Origin of the sequence: Streptomyces clavifer, from assembly GCF_036345975.1 — a bacterium.
GTDB lineage: Bacteria > Actinomycetota > Actinomycetes > Streptomycetales > Streptomycetaceae > Streptomyces > Streptomyces clavifer.
On the sequence record NZ_CP107794.1, the window covers coordinates 278403 to 295108 of the forward strand.

The 16706-nt window shown below is 69.5% G+C and carries 12 protein-coding genes and 3 pseudogenes; 10 read left to right on the forward strand and 5 right to left on the reverse strand.

Annotated features, from left to right (window positions below):
* Nucleotides 1–11: 11 nt before the first annotated feature.
* The 4 genes from OG927_RS34975 to OG927_RS34990 form a co-directional block, all read right to left on the reverse strand.
* A complete protein-coding gene (locus OG927_RS34975; protein ID WP_330321531.1) occupies nucleotides 12–602 on the reverse strand; it encodes a class I SAM-dependent methyltransferase in 591 nt (196 codons plus the stop codon).
* The gene (locus OG927_RS34980) at nucleotides 599–1885 is read right to left on the reverse strand and encodes an MFS transporter (RefSeq protein ID WP_330321532.1); all 1287 of its coding nucleotides are present in this window, start codon (nucleotides 1883–1885) and stop codon (nucleotides 599–601) included. Before OG927_RS34980 ends, OG927_RS34975 begins: the two co-directional genes overlap by 4 nt.
* A 68-nt stretch (nucleotides 1886–1953) precedes the next feature.
* Complete coding sequence (locus OG927_RS34985) at nucleotides 1954–3723, reverse strand: ATP-binding cassette domain-containing protein (protein ID WP_107103263.1); 1770 nt, start codon at nucleotides 3721–3723, stop codon at nucleotides 1954–1956.
* Between the two features lie 376 nt (nucleotides 3724–4099).
* Entirely contained in the window at nucleotides 4100–5266 is a 1167-nt protein-coding gene (locus tag OG927_RS34990) for a hypothetical protein (protein ID WP_242424500.1), read from the reverse strand.
* Nucleotides 5267–5472: 206 nt separating this feature from the next.
* Between OG927_RS34990 and OG927_RS34995 the strand changes: the two genes are divergently transcribed.
* The 4 genes and pseudogenes from OG927_RS34995 to OG927_RS35010 form a co-directional block, all read left to right on the forward strand.
* Nucleotides 5473–5973, forward strand: a complete 501-nt coding sequence (locus tag OG927_RS34995; protein ID WP_056792574.1) for an NUDIX hydrolase — start codon at nucleotides 5473–5475, stop codon at nucleotides 5971–5973.
* 71 nt (nucleotides 5974–6044) lie between these two features.
* A complete protein-coding gene (locus OG927_RS35000; protein ID WP_330321533.1) occupies nucleotides 6045–7571 on the forward strand; it encodes a hypothetical protein in 1527 nt (508 codons plus the stop codon).
* Between the two features lie 53 nt (nucleotides 7572–7624).
* A pseudogene (locus tag OG927_RS35005) lies at nucleotides 7625–7720 on the forward strand (IS5/IS1182 family transposase); the annotation flags it as partial.
* A gap of 38 nt (nucleotides 7721–7758) precedes the next feature.
* A pseudogene (locus OG927_RS35010) lies at nucleotides 7759–7892 on the forward strand (ISAzo13 family transposase); the annotation flags it as partial.
* A 115-nt stretch (nucleotides 7893–8007) separates the two neighbouring features.
* Here OG927_RS35010 and OG927_RS35015 read toward each other — a convergent pair.
* On the reverse strand, nucleotides 8008–8430 hold the full coding sequence (locus OG927_RS35015) for a VOC family protein (RefSeq protein WP_242424498.1): 423 nt from the start codon (nucleotides 8428–8430) through the stop codon (nucleotides 8008–8010).
* A 1955-nt stretch (nucleotides 8431–10385) separates the two neighbouring features.
* On the opposite strand from OG927_RS35015, the gene OG927_RS35020 reads away from it, so the two are divergent.
* From OG927_RS35020 to OG927_RS35045, 6 genes and pseudogenes are all read left to right on the forward strand, one after another.
* Complete coding sequence (locus OG927_RS35020) at nucleotides 10386–11015, forward strand: TIGR02466 family protein (protein ID WP_079100767.1); 630 nt, start codon at nucleotides 10386–10388, stop codon at nucleotides 11013–11015.
* A gap of 88 nt (nucleotides 11016–11103) precedes the next feature.
* Complete coding sequence (locus OG927_RS35025) at nucleotides 11104–12153, forward strand: YncE family protein (protein WP_056792569.1); 1050 nt, start codon at nucleotides 11104–11106, stop codon at nucleotides 12151–12153.
* 290 nt (nucleotides 12154–12443) lie between these two features.
* Entirely contained in the window at nucleotides 12444–13217 is a 774-nt protein-coding gene (locus tag OG927_RS35030) for a hypothetical protein (RefSeq protein ID WP_330321534.1), read from the forward strand.
* On the forward strand, nucleotides 13214–14590 hold the full coding sequence (locus OG927_RS35035) for an MFS transporter (protein ID WP_330321535.1): 1377 nt from the start codon (nucleotides 13214–13216) through the stop codon (nucleotides 14588–14590). Before OG927_RS35030 ends, OG927_RS35035 begins: the two co-directional genes overlap by 4 nt.
* On the forward strand, nucleotides 14587–15786 hold the full coding sequence (locus tag OG927_RS35040; protein WP_330321536.1) for a DNA glycosylase AlkZ-like family protein: 1200 nt from the start codon (nucleotides 14587–14589) through the stop codon (nucleotides 15784–15786). The genes OG927_RS35035 and OG927_RS35040 overlap by 4 nt, the downstream gene beginning before the upstream one ends.
* Before the next feature lie 264 nt (nucleotides 15787–16050).
* Nucleotides 16051–16269: pseudogene (locus OG927_RS35045) on the forward strand (IS630 family transposase); the annotation flags it as partial.
* Nucleotides 16270–16706: the final 437 nt, after the last annotated feature.

The following is a 16706-nucleotide window of genomic DNA, read 5'->3' on the forward strand; positions in this document are numbered from 1 at the left end:
GGGGCGGATGATCAGGGGCGCAGGGCATAGCAGCGTAGGACGTCGAGGTCGGCGGTGCGCACGACGGACCAGCCGGTCGTGAGCAGCTCGGCGTCCGCCAGCGGGATGCCGAGTCCTAAGCGGTTCGGGTCGGTGGTCGTGCGGCGGCCGGCGATCTCGGTGACGACCCAGAAGGTTCCGCCAGGCGCGAGCAGGCGGCGGACACGGCCGAGGAAGGCCGGCTTGTCGTCCATCCACCGGTAGACCAGTCGGCAGGTGATGAGGACGTAGGCCGGGTCCGGCAGGGTGGTGAGGTTGGCATTGGCGAAGTCCAGGCACTGCCACATCGGTGCCGGCCCGGCGTCGCTGTCGTGGGCGGCGGCGAGCGCGACCGCGCTGGGCGAGCAGTCGACGCCGGTCGTGCGGTACCCGAGTTCGTGGTGGAGGTGGCGGGCGAGGCGGCCGTCACCGGTGCCGATGTCGAGGGCGGGGCGGCCCCTACCGGGGCCGAGATGTTCGGCCATCAGCTTCTCCTCGGCCTCGCACGGCTGCCGATAGCGGCGGCCTTCGGCCCAGAGCGCCTCCCAGTAGCCGGGGCTCGCGGTGGACGTTGTGGTGCTCATGAGGCTCCTTCTCGGGCGGGCGGCACAGCCGCTGGGGTGGGTGGGATAGGCATGGCCCGCAGAGCGCGTACGGGGGAAGCCAGCAGCAGGAGCGTCGGCAGGACCTGGAGGAGGGCACCCACGGCGAGGATGGCCGGCACGTCCAGGACGAGCGCGAGTGCCCCGGCGGTCGCGGCAGCCAGGGGGCGGCTTCCAGCGGTCACGGTGGTGCTGACCGCCTGCATCCGGCCCTGGAAACGCGGCAAGGTCTGCCGAAGGGATCTCTGGGTGGTGCCGGAAGCGGTGGCCCAGAACAGCTGCACGGCGAGCGCCGCGGACAGCGTGAACTGCCAGCCCGCGCCGGGCTTGGCGAGCAGCAGAGGGAGCTGGGCGAGCGGACTGACCGCGAACCCGACGATGATCGTGGGCCCGACGCCGATCCGGGCCGCGATTCTCGGCGCGAGTAGCGCACCGGCCAGACTCCCGGCCCCTCCGACGCCCATGATCACTCCGAAGGCGGTCGGAGAGACGTCGAGCGCCGTCAGGAGATAGAGCGCCCAGTACGTGTTCATGATCGCCATGCCGAACGAGAGAGTGGCCAGGGCCGCGATCACCGTGCGGATCGTGGCCTGTCCGATCACGTACCGCACCCCTGCGGCGATGTCGTGCAGGAGACTGCGCCGGTCGGGACCAGGTCGCACAGGGGGTTGCGCGGGGCCGACACGCCACAGGAGCACGGCGGAGCAGACGAAGGAGGCGACGTCGGCGAGCACCGCCATCGCTGGTCCGACGCCACCGACGAGTGCGGCGCCCACGTTGCTGCCGGCACTGTCGGCGACGGACGATGCCGCGCCCAGAGCGGAGTTGGCGTTCTGGAGCTGGGGAGGTGGGACGACGGCGGGCAGCAGGCTGATCGCCGCGGCGTCGTGCACGACCCGGGCCGAGCCGAGAAGGAAGAGAACCGCGTACAGCTGGCCGATGGTCAGCACTCCAGCCACGGCGGCGACCGGAACGGACACCAGGGCGCCGGCCGCTGCGAAGTCCGAGCCCAGCAACTGGCGCCGCTTGTCATACCGGTCGGAAAAGGCTCCAGCCCACAGCGCGCATGCGTTCGGCAGCTGCCCGACGAAGGCCAGCAGGGCGACCTCCGCGGTCGTTGCCCGCAGTTCGAGGACGGCCAGCGCGGCCAGCGCGACGGTGCTCACCGCAGAACCGGTCAGGCTCGTGGTCTCGCTGCCGAGGAGGTACCGGAAGGACCGACTCGTCCATGCCGACGCCGGGGCGCTGGTGAGGAGTGGAGGCACGGATTCTCCTTGATGGTGCCCGTCCCTGCCGGGCAGCAGGGACGGGGCGGGTGGCGGCGAGAGAGCGGTCAGCGGTCCTGGGAGAGTTCCAGGAGTTCGGCGAAGGTGCCGGCGCCGTGGGCGAGGTCGTCGTACCGGCCCTGCTCGGTGATCCGGCCGCTCTCCAGAACGATGATGTGATCGGCGATCTTGGTGTTCTCCAGGCGGTGGGTGACCACGATCGTGATGCGGTCGGCGGAGATGGCCTTGATCTGCTCGAAGATCTGGTGCTCGCCTCGCGGATCCATCTGTGAGGTGGGCTCGTCGAGGATCAGCAGCTCGGGTCGGCGGTAGAGGGCCCTGGAGCACGCGATGCGCTGCCACTGACCGCCGGAGAGTTCGGTCCCGCCGAAGATGTCCCGGGCCAGGAGGGTGTCGAGACCGGTGGGGAGGTCTTCGACGGCATCGCGCAGACCGACCGCGTCGATCGCCGCCCATACCGGGGCGTCGTCGTAGCTGTGCGGTTGACCAAGGGTCACGTTCTCGCGCAGGCGCAGCGGCCACTGCCCGAAGATCTGCGGCACCAGACCGGTCTGCGCCCAGACTGTGGCGGGGTCCACCCCGGCAAGGTCGGTGCCGTTCCACGAGACCGTTCCCTTGTCCGCCAGATAGACCCCGGTCAGCAGACGGGTGAGGGTGCTCTTCCCCGAGCCGTTCGCCCCCACGATGGCGAGGATCTGGCCGCGCCGCAGGGTGAGCGAGACGCCGTCGACGGCGGGCTTGTCCTTGCCCGGGTACTGGTAGACGACCTCCTCCAAGCGGATCTCGTCGACCGGTGCGGCCACACGGTGGGGACCACGCTTGGGGGCGCGTTCGGCGGCGTCGTCGAGGAAGGACTGCATGTCACCGAGGTAGAGGCTGGTGTGGAAGACCGCGGCGGCGCCGATGACGACCTGGGACAAGGCGGCGAGCGTGGTCTGCACGGCGATCACGGCCGTCGCCGCGACCGCCAGGTCGATCCGGCCGGAGACCGCGAGCCACGCCAGAGCCCCCCACGTTGCCACGAGGAAGACGCCACCGGCCAGCGCCGACAGCAGGCCGATACGCAGGGTCCGCGGCGCGGCGGCCAGGGTGCGTCGGTCACAGCGGTCGGACAGAGCCCGGTACCAGTAGACGAGGTAGTTGCTCATGGAGTTCGCGCGGACTTCGTCGCTGTACTTGGACTCGGTCGCCCACCAGCGCATCATGCCGCGCACGTTGCGGTCGGCGATGTTGCCGTAGTGAATCTGGTAGTCGACCCTGGCGCTCAGCACGGCGCCGACACCGGCCGGCAGGACGGCGAGCAGGAGCAGCGGGACCAGCAGGGGATTCAGCACCGACAGCACGCCCCCAGCGGTGATCATGCGGATCACTGCCGACATGAACCGCTGCGCGTCGGCCACCATCACGTGGGTACGCGTCACCCCCATCTCGGCCGCCTCGCGCCGGTCGGAGAAGCCGTCCTCCGCGTATGCCACAGCCTCCACTCGGCACACCGCCTCGACGAGCGCCGAGTCCGTCACCGTCGTCAGCAGAGGCGTGATCCGCCGCTCCGCGTACGCGGCTACCACCCCGGCGGTGCGAGCCAGTGCCGCGGCAAGTGCCACCACCAGCAGTGCAGGCAGTGCGCCACGCAACCGGCCCCCGGCGGACCCGGCCCCGAGTACCGGCCCCATGGCGCGGGCGGTGGCGGTCAGGAGCACTGCTGCCGAGACGCCCGTGAGCAGCTGGCAGCCGAGAAGTAGCTGAATGGCACGCCGGTCGGTTCGCCACGACAGCGTCGCGATCCGGCCCAGGACGGCGGGGATCTGCGCGCACATGCGCCGGAACGAGACCTCGGCGAGGGGGTTGACGGAGTACTGCCCGCTGTAGGTGATCTCCGCCGGCGGGGGCGGAGGTGGCGTCGATTTCTGCTGCTCGGTCACGGGGGTCGAGGTCAAGAGCGGGTCCTCCTGCACGGTCGTCCTGCGTGGTCGGGAAGCTCAACGACCCCGCCATGGATTTCGAACTGGTGTTTTTCGGTCGCTGTTGGATCCCCGAGAATCAGCGCGTGTCGGAATGTGGGGGATGCATCGACCCGTCTCGCCCAACAGGGCTGTAGAGGAGGCAAGTTGTCCGAAACGCCGACGGTCGGAGCCTCAGGGGCGAAGGCGGGTGCGCCGAGAGGAGCGGGATCGGATCGCGACAGGGCGCCGATCAGGAACTGGTGAGATCAGAGCGGGCTGCGACCGCTTCGCGCAAGAAGCTCCTCTTGGAGTAGAAGGTGTGCTCGGTCGCCCAGCCTCGGCTGCTGAGGTGAGAGCTCAGCCAGGTGTCGATCCGGTGCATCTCGCTCAGGACCTCGTCGCGGTCCTGTTGCAGCACGCTGCGGGAGCGCAGGTACTCCAGCTCGCACTGGGAGAGGACCACCTCGGGTGCTGCGAGCAGCGCGCAGCGGTCGAGGATGATCCCGTAGATGTGGCCTGTGCGCAGTGATTCACACTGGATGTCGTAGCGGACCCTTTGGAAAGGGGGCATGGCTCGCACGTGGAGGCCCAGCTCGTCGCGCAGGTAGGTCTCGAAGCGGTCCGGTGTGATGTCGATGCCGTGGACCAACTCCTCGCGGCGGGCGAAGCTGTCTTCCTCGAAGTACTTCCGTTTGAGTACGTGTCCGGCGGTGACGGTGGGGATGAAGGAGGCGTAGCCGGTCTCGGTGCTCGGGCCCAGCACGTCGAAGAGGTGATTCTCGGTGTGGTGGATCTGGAACTCGTTCCGGAATTCCGGTCGGCAGCCGTCCAGCTCCCCGTGGCGTGGAGCCTTTAGTAGTTCCATGGCCGCGGCCCAGATGTCAGGCTCCGGGTCGAGGGTGTACTTGAACTCCAGTTCCGTGCCCTCGAAGTGCAAGCGGAAGTACCGGCGGTGGTTGTTCAGCGCCATGCTCGACGCGTGGCGCTTGGCCAGGAGGTGAGCCAGCCAGGGCAGGGCCTCGACCGGACCATGGCCGATCGAGGTCTGGGTGGTCCGAAGGAAGCAGCCGTCCTCCGGGTGAAACTCGATCTGCGCGTACCCGTGGTAGCCGCCGTTGGGGCCTTCGGTCAGGTAGCGCAGGGGCACCAGGCTCGTCGAGGGCTGGGTGCCGATCAGGTCGTGCAGGACGGGCCCGAGGCCGTCGGGGAACAGGTCCTCGCCGTTGATCCAGCCCGTCCCGAGCCGGGTGCCGGCGCTGCTGAGGGCCGTGACGGAGCATGTTCCGAGAAGACCCCAGCGGACGATCACGGTGGTGGCCGGTCGGCAGACTTCCTGCGGCGGAACCTCGACCGGGACGAGTGGGTCGTCCTCGTGTCGAGGGGCGATGCGGTTGAGAAGGTGGACCCCACCGAGCACTAACCAGGATCGCGGGGCACTCGTACTGGAGTTCATGACCAGGATGCCTTTCGGGAAGTTGCGGCGGTCCGAGGAGCTGTTCTCCCTGGCAGAGGCACGGTTCCCGCGGGACACGCACCGACCTCAGGAGAGCGGTCGTGTCTCACCGGGGTGGAGACCGGCCTAGGGTGGCTTCTGTGAGCCAAGGTGATGTTGTTCAGCTGGTCATGGACGAGACAGCTGCGGATGCCCGCCTCGCCGCGTTGGAATTCGACGACGCGAGCGCGTGGCTGGAGGAAGCCCGTCAGCGCCCGATGGAGCCGTTGGCGGCCGAGGTCTGGGTTACCGACCCTGCCTCTGAGCACGTGCTGCTGGTCAAGCACCGTGTTCGTGGATGGGTACCGCCCGGTGGCAAGGTCGAGCCCGGCGAGGCGCCGCGCGTGGCTGCGGCGAGGGAACTGCTGGAAGAAACTGGACTGCGGGCCGCCCTGCTGGAAGAACCCGCGGCCGTGGCAGTGCGGTCCTACCGAGCCGACTGGTCTCCCACCCTGGGACTTTCCTACGCCGCCGTCGTCGACCCTGCGACCCCACTCGGAGGGGAACAGGGCCAGCCCGCTGCCTGGTTCCGCCTTGACGAGGATTGGCAGAGCGTCTTTCCTGATGATCGCCACCGCATCCGCGCACACGCTCGGCGCCTGGCTGCCGCCCAGGATGCGGAGGCCCACTAACGAGCTGGTGCGTGATTGCCTCCTACAGAGGCGCGATTCCGTTGTCCGTGGACGGTGTTACGTTCTGTGACATGACCGATCACGCGCTACGGCTACTGCGGCAGGACCGCCGCCTGGCCGAACTGGCCGCCTTTCCCTTCGACTTCGACCTGGCGCGTGCCGCCCACGGCCATGTCGAGGAGGTCCGTCTCGCCTCGGGCGGCCCGCTGGAGACGGTAGCCGGGGACGACACCGGCGGTACGTACTTCATATGCGCGGACGGCGCGGTGCTCTACGCCGACTCGGAGGGCGCCGCGGGGATTATCGGCTCCAGTGTCGACGAGACCCTGGAGCTCGTGATTGGTCTGCCCGGTTGGCGCGGCTACGCACGTCTGTCGCCGGACGACGACGAGGAGAAGATCCTGGCGTGCGTCGCGGAGACCGAGGACGGGATCCGTGGATTCTACAGAATCGACGAGGAGCGGGCCGGGCTCCTTAAGGCGCTGGGCTTCCCGAAACGCTCCCCGGTCGAGCTGGTGGGCAGGCTTCGTGCCGCGCTGCTGCGCACCGAGCCGGACTTCGTACTGCTCAACGCGGATGAGGGGTGCGCGTACGACCGGATAGGCCCGGCCGGTCCCCCGCTGTGGGAGCCAGTGCTCCCGGCGGGCCGCGCCGATCTCGCCTGTTTGCGGGAGGGCGACCGCAGGGCATGGCGCGAAGTCGCCGAGGACCCGGTGCGGCGCCGGATCACCCTGCGGGCCGCGCAGTTCGACCGCGCCGAGGGCGATCTGGAGCTGCTGCGGCATCTGCTGCGGCACGAGACGCGGTCATCGATGACGGACGAACTGCGGCTCGCGGCCGTGCTGGTGGCGCTGCGCGGGGACACCGGAGATCTGGCACTGCTGCTCGAGGTCCGGGAGACGGACTACGACACGGCGTGCGGCCTGGGCGGTATGCCGGAACCGGGTGCAAGCGCGGACGAGTTGCAACAGTGGGCGCGGGCGCTCGACGAGTCGATGTTCGGGACGGCCCCGTCGGACGAGCCGGTCTCCACATGGACCGACCTGGCGCGGGACCAGGGGATGACGGGCCTCGCGCGGGTGACGCTGATCCGCGAACTCGACAACATCTTCATGGACCAGAGCAGACTTCGCCGCCCCGAGGCGCCCCATAACCTGGCCACGGCTCTGCTGAGCGGGCTCGCCCGGGACTTCGAGGAACTCGGCGACCTTCCCCAGGCGCTGCGGGCCCAGCGCCTGTACGCCGCCCTTCAGGAGACGGCATGGGACCGGGCTTCGGCCCGGCACACCCTGGCCCGCCTCGAGCGGGAGGCGGGCCGGTTGCCGCAGGCGGCGGACAGTCTGGCCGCCGTGCGCGACGCCCTGGCCACCCCGGGCGACGACTCACTGCGCCACTGGCAGCAGGTCAACCTCGGCCGCTTCATCGCCGAGGAGCACTACCGGCTCACCCTCGCTCTGGCCGACGCGGGCCGCCCCGAGGAGGCCCGTGCCCTCCTCACGGCATCCGACGCCATACTCGGCGAGCTCTCGGAGAACGCCGCGAACGGCGTCCGCGAGCTGGCAAAGCGGACCGCTGCGAGAGTGCGGGAGGTCAACTGAGGACGGGAGCGGCGGTCCGCCAGGAAACCGTGGGTGTGGCGGGCCAGGTAGTCGCATTCTTCGACCTCGCCTACATGTTCATCACCGTGCGTAGTCTGATCCGGCAGGCATGGACGACTCACCGCTGGGATGAATGCCCGGACCACTGACCATGAGCGCATCCCTATCTGTACGGCCTCGAAGATGAGTCCGTTGGCCCGGCGGCGTAAGGAAGAAGGCCGCTGGACTGGACTCGGGGCCGCGGCCTGCGCTGCTTGCCCTGGCGGAGCTGGACACGCGTGGAGATCCGATGCGCCGCTGCGCTGGACGACGAAGTCGAGCGCCGGCGAGCTGGCCCTACACCTCGAACAAGATCGCCCCGCTGTTGTCCCCCTGGTCGCGTGCGCATCGCGCCGGACTTGCTGCTGAGACCGAGGAAGCACCTCGGCGTGGGCGATCACCTCCGCGCAAGCGGAGCAACAAGCTCGATCTCGAAGCCGTCGCGAGATTCTAGGTAGGCGGTGTGCTGGTGGCTTCCGCCTGCATGAGGGTGGCGATCGGGGAAGAGGAGCGTCCAGCCGTTCTCGCGGGCTTTGGACGTGAGCAGGTCGACACGGTCGGCGGTGTCGATGTGGAACGCGAGGTGGTTGAGGCCGGGGGCGCACCGGTCGTGGGTTTCCGCGGTGAGGGCGGGGGACTGCTCGAGGACGAGATAGGTGGGGCCGAGTTTCCAGCTGCGGCCGTTGTCCCAGTTCTGGTGGAGGGTGTAGCCGAGGTCTTCGAGGAGCCAGTGCCAGTCGCTGACGGCGCGGTCGAGGTCGGGGACCCAGATCTCGACGTGGTGGAGGGTGCCGGGTGCCGGGGTGGGCTGTTCGGTCACGGTGTGTTCTCTCGTCGGTGTGGATTGGGGCGGCATCCTATACCTGATGGGTTGGTTTGTGTCTAGACAGTCCATTCGGTCACATGGTGCGCGGTTACGGACAGTTGACGGGTGGTGTGGTCATCTTCTGGCTCTGTGGCGGTACGACAGCTGTACGGAGTCGTGATCGCGGCCCCGAGGACCAGCCGGTTCCGGCTGGTGCGCATCCCCGGGAAGGAGGCCGCCTCGTGGCTGTCCTGCTGTGCTCGGCGGATACCGCTGCCGGGCAGGCGTCCCTGATCCTGAAGTCCGGTCCGTCTGCCTACGGCACGCCCAGGGCCGTCCCCACGGGGCGCGGCCCGCTGTCGGTGGTGCAGTGTCCTGGCGGGCGTCTCTACCTGGCGGTATCGGTTTCCGACGAGGTCCTTGTCCTGGATCCGGACGGTGCGGGGCGGGGCCGGGTTCGGGTGGGGTGGGCGCCGCGCTGTCTCGCCCTGGTGCCCGGTACCCCGCTTCTGCTGGTGTCGAACGCGGGCTCCGACAGCCTCTCCGTCGTCGACACCGCTGAGGCGCGGGAAGTTGCCCGGGTGGACCTGGGGCGGGAGCCGGGGGCGATCGCGGTGTCGCCGGACGGGCGCAGCGCGGTGGTGTGTGAGCGTGGCGCAGGATCGGCCGCCGTCCTGGACCTGTCCGCCCTCGCTGGAACGGGGGGTGCCCAGGTCGCGGACCGGGTCGTTCTCGGCTCCGCGCACGTCCAGCCGCGGGCCGTGGCTCTGTGGGGTAACCGTGCGGTGTTCGCGTGTGCCCGGCTGGATGGGCTGCCTGTCCTAGATCTGGCAGGAGGCCGGGTGGAGGAGTGGGTGTGGCTTCCGGTGGCCGGGGCGGCTCCGGCCGGCATCGCAGTGACTGCGGAGGGCGGCTACGCCTTGGTCACGCTGGAGCGGGCGGGTGTGCTCGCGGTGGTGGACCTGTTGGAGTGGACGGTGACCCGTCTGGTCCCGCTCGGTGCCGGCCCGCGGGGCGTCGTTGTCGATCCGGTTGATGCCACCGTGTACTGCGCGCTGGCCGGGCAGGGTGAGCTGGCCGTGGTGCACCTGGACGGGGTGGACCTGTCCAATGTGGACGGCACTCCGCAGTTCGAGGAAGATACCCGTAGGTGCGGGGCCGAGCTCTGTCGCGCTCGTTCACGTCGACGACCCGGTCCCGGCCCGCTGACGTCTCTTCCTGGTGAGCCCCGGTCTCCGCCGGGCAGAAGTGGCGTTGCCTGTACTACTTGGAAAGCAGCCAGCACATGCCTCTGCCTTCACGTTCCCCCGGCTCGGGAGGTCCGGAGCCGACCAGAAGCCGGGCGCTTGCCGCGCTCCTGGGTGCCACCCGGGCGCGCGTCCTGTTGCGTATTGCCGCGCTTCATGCAGCGACGACCAACGACCTGGTGCAGGAGCTGGCGGTGTCCGCCGCGACGGTTTCCCATCACACAGGGGTCCTGCGCCATTCCGCACTGATCACGACCGAGCGCTCCGGGGTGAGCGTTCGGCATGCCCTGACCCCGCTCGGCGAGAGCCTGCTGGGGGCGCACGGCGTTCCTGGCGGCCGCCCACCGCCGGGCGGATCCGTGTGAACGCGCGCCCCATGCCGACGACGGGTGGGGGCAACGGAGGTGTGCCAAAGGTACGCGAGACACAGGCGGTGCGGAATTTTGCCCATTCGGGAGAAAGGCGCCGCCCCACTTTCTATTTCCAGTCCCATTAATAGCACCGGGCGGCATGTGTTGATCCATGTGCGCCCTTTTAGAGCAGGATCGAAAAGCTTGCACCCTTCACGGAACCGGGCCCAGAATGATGGCTGCGCTTCGACAGGCAAGCCTTTCTTGTCGGTGAAGTCCGCTGAATTCTGTGGGGGGTTGCTGTCTCATGCCCGTTTCCGAGAAAGCCCAGAGTCCCAGGTCTGAGGCGGCCGCCGCGACCCGGGCCGCCGTCATGCAACTGTTCGCGACGGCGGTCGCCCGCACCCGGTGCCCGTTCGCCGACGAGGTCAACGTCCCTCTGGCCGCTCTGCTGACCGAGCGGGCAGGCGAGGGTGCCAAGGACTTCGGCTACAAGAGGGAGACCGCGGGGGAGTTCACCCGGTGGGGCGGCCCGGAAGCGGCCCGGCTCAGCCGGTGGGTGTGCGCGGTGGCGGGAAAGTTCACCGAGTCCCTGACCGGGATGCCGCTCGCGGAGGCCTTCGGCCGCTCGCTGGAGCGGGAGGCCGAACGTGTCGCGGACGAAGTGCGTGAGGTGGCGGTTGGTGTGACCCGCAGCTGGGCGTCCCTCTACCGCGCAGGCGACCGGCACGAGCCGCACTTCCACCCCAATACGGCCCTCTCCGCGGTCTACTACGTGGCCGCGCCCAGCACCTGCGAGATCGACCTGCTCGATCCCCGCCCCAACGTCGACTACTTCGACCCCGGGATCTCCCTCGCCGGAGAAAGCCACCGTGTCCGCCTCGCCTGCACACCCGGCGAGCTCCTGATCTTCCCCGGCTGGCTCAAGCATGCCGTCCCTCCCTTCCAGGACGAGAAGCCGCGCATGTCCATCGCCTGGAACCTGAACTACACCCCCGGCTGAACAAGAAGTCCCACGGTTCAGCCGGCCCAGGCCGGAATCAGTCCCGCATTCCGGCATTCCGTCACGCAGGAGAAAAGGAAATCCCGCCATGCGTAATATCCAGTTCTTCTCCACCGACACCGACGACGGTGTCGTCTCCGTCGTCGCCAAGACCGGCCCCGGCGAGCACCGCACCATCGCCCAGATCCCCATCGGCAACGCACCCCGCGGCGGCGTGAAGTTCACCAAGGACGGCCGCGGCTTCGTCTGCAACACCAGCCAGAACACGATCTCCGAGATCGACGCCGTCGCCCTCACCGAAATCCGCCGCATCGAGGTCGGCCACGGCCCCCGCGGCCAGGGCCTCGTCCCCGGCGACAAGTACCTCCTGGTCTCCAACTCCGGCTCCGACACCGTCTCCGTCGTAGACCTGGAACTCAACCTGGAGGTCCACCAGATCCCGACAGGCCGCGACCCCCGCCACATGGGCATCAACCAGGCCGGCACCACCGCCTACGTCTGCGTCTGGGGCGACGGCTACATCAGCAAGCTCGACATCAGCCCCCTCGCCCACGGCAATCCGGAGCAGACCACCGAGCTCGCCCAGATCCCCGTCGACCGCGAGGCCCACCCCTACAGCCTCGGCATCGACCCCTCCGGCGCCCGCGTGTTCGTCGCCAACACCCAGGCCGCCTACGTCACCGTCATCGACGTGGCCACCGACGAAACCCACCGCGTCGACGTCGGCTCCACCGGCGGCCGCGGCGTCGCCTTCACCACCGACGGCCAGTACGCCCTGGTGACCGTCGAGAACTCCTCCACGATCGCCGTCATCGACGTCGCCACCCTCCAGGTCACCCGCCACATCCCCACCGGCTCCGGCCCCCGCGGCCTCGTCATCGACCACGGCGACAAGACCGCCTACATCACCAACTTCGCCCGCGCCGGCATGATGTCCGCCGACCACCCCCAGTTCGCCCCCAACAGCCTCACCATGGTCGACCTCACCTCCGCCCCCCTCGACCGCGACGAGGGAACCTTCACCTACGAGGAGATCACCGTCGGCTACGGACCCTGCTCCGTCGTCATGTTCGACCTCGACACCCTCTCCGAGACCGAGCGCCAACGCCGCCTCCGCCGAGCCGACACCCCCGCCTGACCCCAGCGGGCGGGGGAGCCCGGCAACAGCCACCCGACCTCCCCGCCCCCGGCCAGCCCCGCTGGTACAAGCCCCGAACCGGACCGCGGACCGCGAACCCGACCGCCAAGGCACGTGGGGAAGGCACCAACCCGGGCCCTGGCTCAGCCCGCTCCCGTCCACACGGCGGACCAGCCCCCACCCGGCCATACACAGCGCCCCAGTGCCCCGGACCCCTCCCACCCCACAGGGACGCGGCCCGGGGCACCGCCCCTCTCAACAGCCCACCCCCTACACAGAGAGGACCGTGCATGGCCGAGGTCACCTTCCGCCCACTCCAACCCTGGGCACTCCCGCCCGACAAGCCGCGCATCGACCGCGCGGCGGCCCGCGCCGAACGCGACACCTACCATGCGTCCTTCCGCTACCTGCGTATCCCGCGGCTGCCCGCGGACTGCCCACCCTGGGTCCTGGGCCAAGAACTCGGCTGGAGCGTCCGTTCCCCGCTGACCCTCACCATGAGGCCACTCGACGACATCGGCTTCGCCGTCCCCGACCACGAGGACCCCCACCACACCGGCCGGCGCCTGGGCGGGGCGGGCATGTGGCAGCGCGGAGAAAACTGGATCGCCGCACGGGACGCGGAATGGCTCCACCTCGGCGACCACCGAAGCCCCGGCGGAGGCTGGGAGGGCATGTTCGTACCCAACGGACAGGACACCCTCGAATGGCGGCTGGGCTGGGCCACCACAATCCCCACCGGCACCTTCCTCATGGTCATGCCGCCTCCCAACCACGCCCCCAACGGACTGCACGTGCCGATCGGCGTGATCCCCGCAAAAGCAGTCAACGCCATGACCGACCGCGGCGGAATGAGCATCGCCATCCGGCCCGAACGACCCGTCACCGTCCACCGCGGCCAAGACATCGCCCGCATCGTGCTCCTGCACCCCGACTCCCTGCGCGCCACGACCCGCACAGAGACCATCGAGCCGCCCACCGACACGGACGCACGCACACACCCGGCACCCCGGCCGGAAACCACGGATCCAGGGCCCGCAGCCGGACCGGCGGCCGAACAATGACCACCCCCGCCCCCCGCAACAACACCGAGAAACCGACAAGCCAACTCAGCCAGTTGACACGGCCCCCGGTCCGGAACCTCCTCACCCTCGCGTTCCTCGCCCGCACCACCGCCGCCGTCCTACCCATCACCCTGCTACTAGCCCTCGCACAATCCCACGGCTACGCCCGCGCCGCACTCGTGAGCGGCGGCTACACCCTCGTCCTCGCCTTCTGCGCACCCCTCCGCGGCCGCCTCCTCGACCGGTACGGTGCACACCGCATGCTCACCCTGATGGGCGCCACCACCGCACTACTCCTGGGACTGGTCGCGTGCAGCGTCGAGTTCCGGTGGCCATGGTGGACGACAATGCCCCTGGTCATCGCCGCCACCCTCTCGAGCCCTCCGCTGAACGCGGCCCTGCGATCCTCCTGGCGGCGCCTGGTCACCGACGAGACCCAGCTCAAAGCAGTCCACAGCGCCGACTCCGTGCTCGAAGAAGCCGGCTTCGTCCTCGCACCGCTCACCGCCGGCCTCGCGATCACCCTGCTCGGCCCCCGCCACGCCTACGAGATGGCGGCCGCCTCCTTCATCACGGTCACCGCCCTCTACCTGGCCGCCGCCCGCCGACACCACCTCGGCACCACCCGCCCCGCCCCCGCGGCCACACCGGCCCGCAGCGCACGCCGATGGCTCGGCCCCCTCGCCACCCCAGGTACGACAGCGATCCTCCTGCCCCTGCTCGTAATGGGATGCATCTTCGGCGGCACCGGCGTCCTCATCCCCGCCTACACCCAAAGCCAGCACGCCACTCAGCTACTCGGACCACTCCTCGCCGCAATCAGCACCGGAGGCGTCATCGGCGGCATCCTCTACGCCACGATCGACTGGAAAGCCGGACTCTGGCGCAAATACCAACTCCTGACCCTCGGCTTCACCCTCCCCACCATGCTCCTCTTCCTTGCCCGCCCCCTGTGGCTCCTTACCACCCTCCTGCTCTTGGCCGGTCTCTTCGTCACCCCGCTGTTCATCAACGCCTTCCTCCTGACCGACGCCACCGCCACCGACGACACCCGCATCGAGGCGAACACCTGGATCGGCGCCTCCACCGACATCACAGGCGGCATCATGGCCGTCATCATCGGCGCCCTCGCCCAGCAACACAGATGGGACACCGCCCTGCTCACCCTCACCTGCTGCGCGACCATAGGTGCCGCCGGAGTGTTCCTGGCCCCCACCTGCCGCACGGCCGCGACCCTGGCCGGCCCCGCCAAGGTGGTTATGCCGGGCGCTGTACCGCGCGCGCCCCGACCGCCCACCGCACCCGAGGCAGAATTCGGTGACGCTCAAGGATCGGAGGCGGCCCCGGCCACCGCGGTGGACCCACGTCCATGACCGCCCCTATGCCATCCCCGGAGACCGCCCTGTCCCTGGCAGAAGCCCGGGACATCGCCGTAGCTGCGACCCTTCCCGCCGACAGCTTCCCCGACGCGAGGGCCGCCCTCACCCACCTCCACGCCGTCCAGCTCGACAGCATCTGCACCCTTGCCCGTGCCCACCAACTCACCCTCACCGCACGCCTACCCGGCACCACAGGCCAGGCCGTCGACAACGCCCTCAACAGCCCCGAACCACTCGCCTTCGACTACCCCGCCCACGCACTGGCCCTCGTCCCGCTTGCCGACTGGCCCCTGTGGGCCTTTCGCCGCCGCGCCACCCGCCGCCGCCCCCAATACCCCGACCGGCAGGCCCGCACCGCCCTCCTCAACCGCATCGAACGCGAAGGGCCGCTGCCACTGCGTCGCCTCCGTGACGGCACAGAAGCGGGAGCCGGATGGGACTGGAACCCCACGAAGACCGCTGTGGAGTTCCTCGTCTGGTCCGGGGAACTCGCCTCCACCCGCCGCGCAGGAGGGCAACGCCTGTTCGACCTCGCCGAACGCTGCATCCCCGACGCATTTCTCAGCGACCAGGCATCCGACGACGCATGCCTGACCGAACTGCTCGGCCACGCAGGGGCCGCACTCGGCGTAGCCACCACCGATGATCTCGCCGACTACGTCCGTATCCCCATCGCGATTGCCGCCCGCATCCTGCCCGAGACACGCCTCGCCCCCGTACGGGTCGAGGGCTGGCAGACAGCCTGGGCCGACCCGCAAGCACTCGCCGGGCCGGCCCGGCCGCACACGGAGCCGCTGTTCCTGGGGCCGTTCGACAACCTCATCTGGCACCGCCCCCGCGTCCTGCGCCTCTTCGGCTTCACCCAGGTCTTCGAGGCGTACAAGCCTCCAGCTCGCCGCAAGTACGGCTACTACGCCTGCCCGCTCCTTGCCGACGGCCGCCTCATCGGCCGTGCCGACTTCTCCCGCTGCGAAACCGCACTCATCATCCAGCGCGTCAACCTCGAACCCGGGGCTGGATCAAATGCCCCCACCGCCTTCACGCAAGCGTGCCGCACGCTCGCCGCAGCCACCGGCCATACCCGCATCGAGGTTGCCGACCACGCGATGGCCGACGCGGTCGATCTGGCCGCCTTGAGCGGCGTCCTCGTCACAGACGAGCCGGCCATCAAACCGCCGCTCGGCTGTTGAAGCTCTTGCTTTCCGCGCCGGGACCGACTCGCGGCGACCGAACCCTTTCCGGCGTCCCCTGCTCGACCACCAGGAGGGATGGCTGCAACGGGCGGCAGAGCCCACTGCGCGCCGTCGGCGTGGGCGGCTCGGGGTGCGAGAAGCAGAGGGAGGCTGGAGTCCACTGGACGTGCCTTCCATGCCTGAGACCATCGATGAATAAGCGGCGTCCTACGCGGCAGCGTGTCGCCGCTGGGGATCCCCCGCACCGTCGGCTCCTGCTGAGCAGAACAAGGTGGGCCGATCCGGCTGCCAGCGACCTACCGGCGCACCCGCGAAATCACCTACTTCCACGGCTGCTACTCCGTCGGCGACGACCAGATGTGGGGGATCAGTCGGCGCCGCAACGGCATCGACCACACTTGGGCCGCGCTGCGATCGATCCGCGCCGCCCGCCCTGACGGCGCCCTCATCTACGTGACCCTCGACAACCCCTCCGCCCACCTGAACTGGCGGCCAGCAGCCCGCTTTCCTGCGGTGCCGCTCCGGGCAGGACGACGCTGAGGACCAGTCGTCGAGCATCTGAGAAACACGGCAGACAATTTCTCCCCCCTGTATCCGCCTGGTCACAGGGGAGGCGAGTCGGCCCTTGAGCTCGGCGCACACTCCGTACGGGGATGGTCCCGGCCAGTCGGGTCAGCCCAAGCGGCACATATGGAGGCGCGGTCGTCCCCCCTTGTTGCTCACACCAGCCGCAACCCGAGGCGAACCACACGTGCTGTGACCGGGTCACGTGATGCGTACGGACGAGCCGTCCGTCCTGCGACCAGGTCAAGCCACTTCAGCACGAGGTCGGCGCGGACGCGGCGCGGGTGGATGAGCGCCGCCCGGACGATGTGTTCGAGCATCCCGCAGTCTACGCCGACCGGCAGAACGACCCG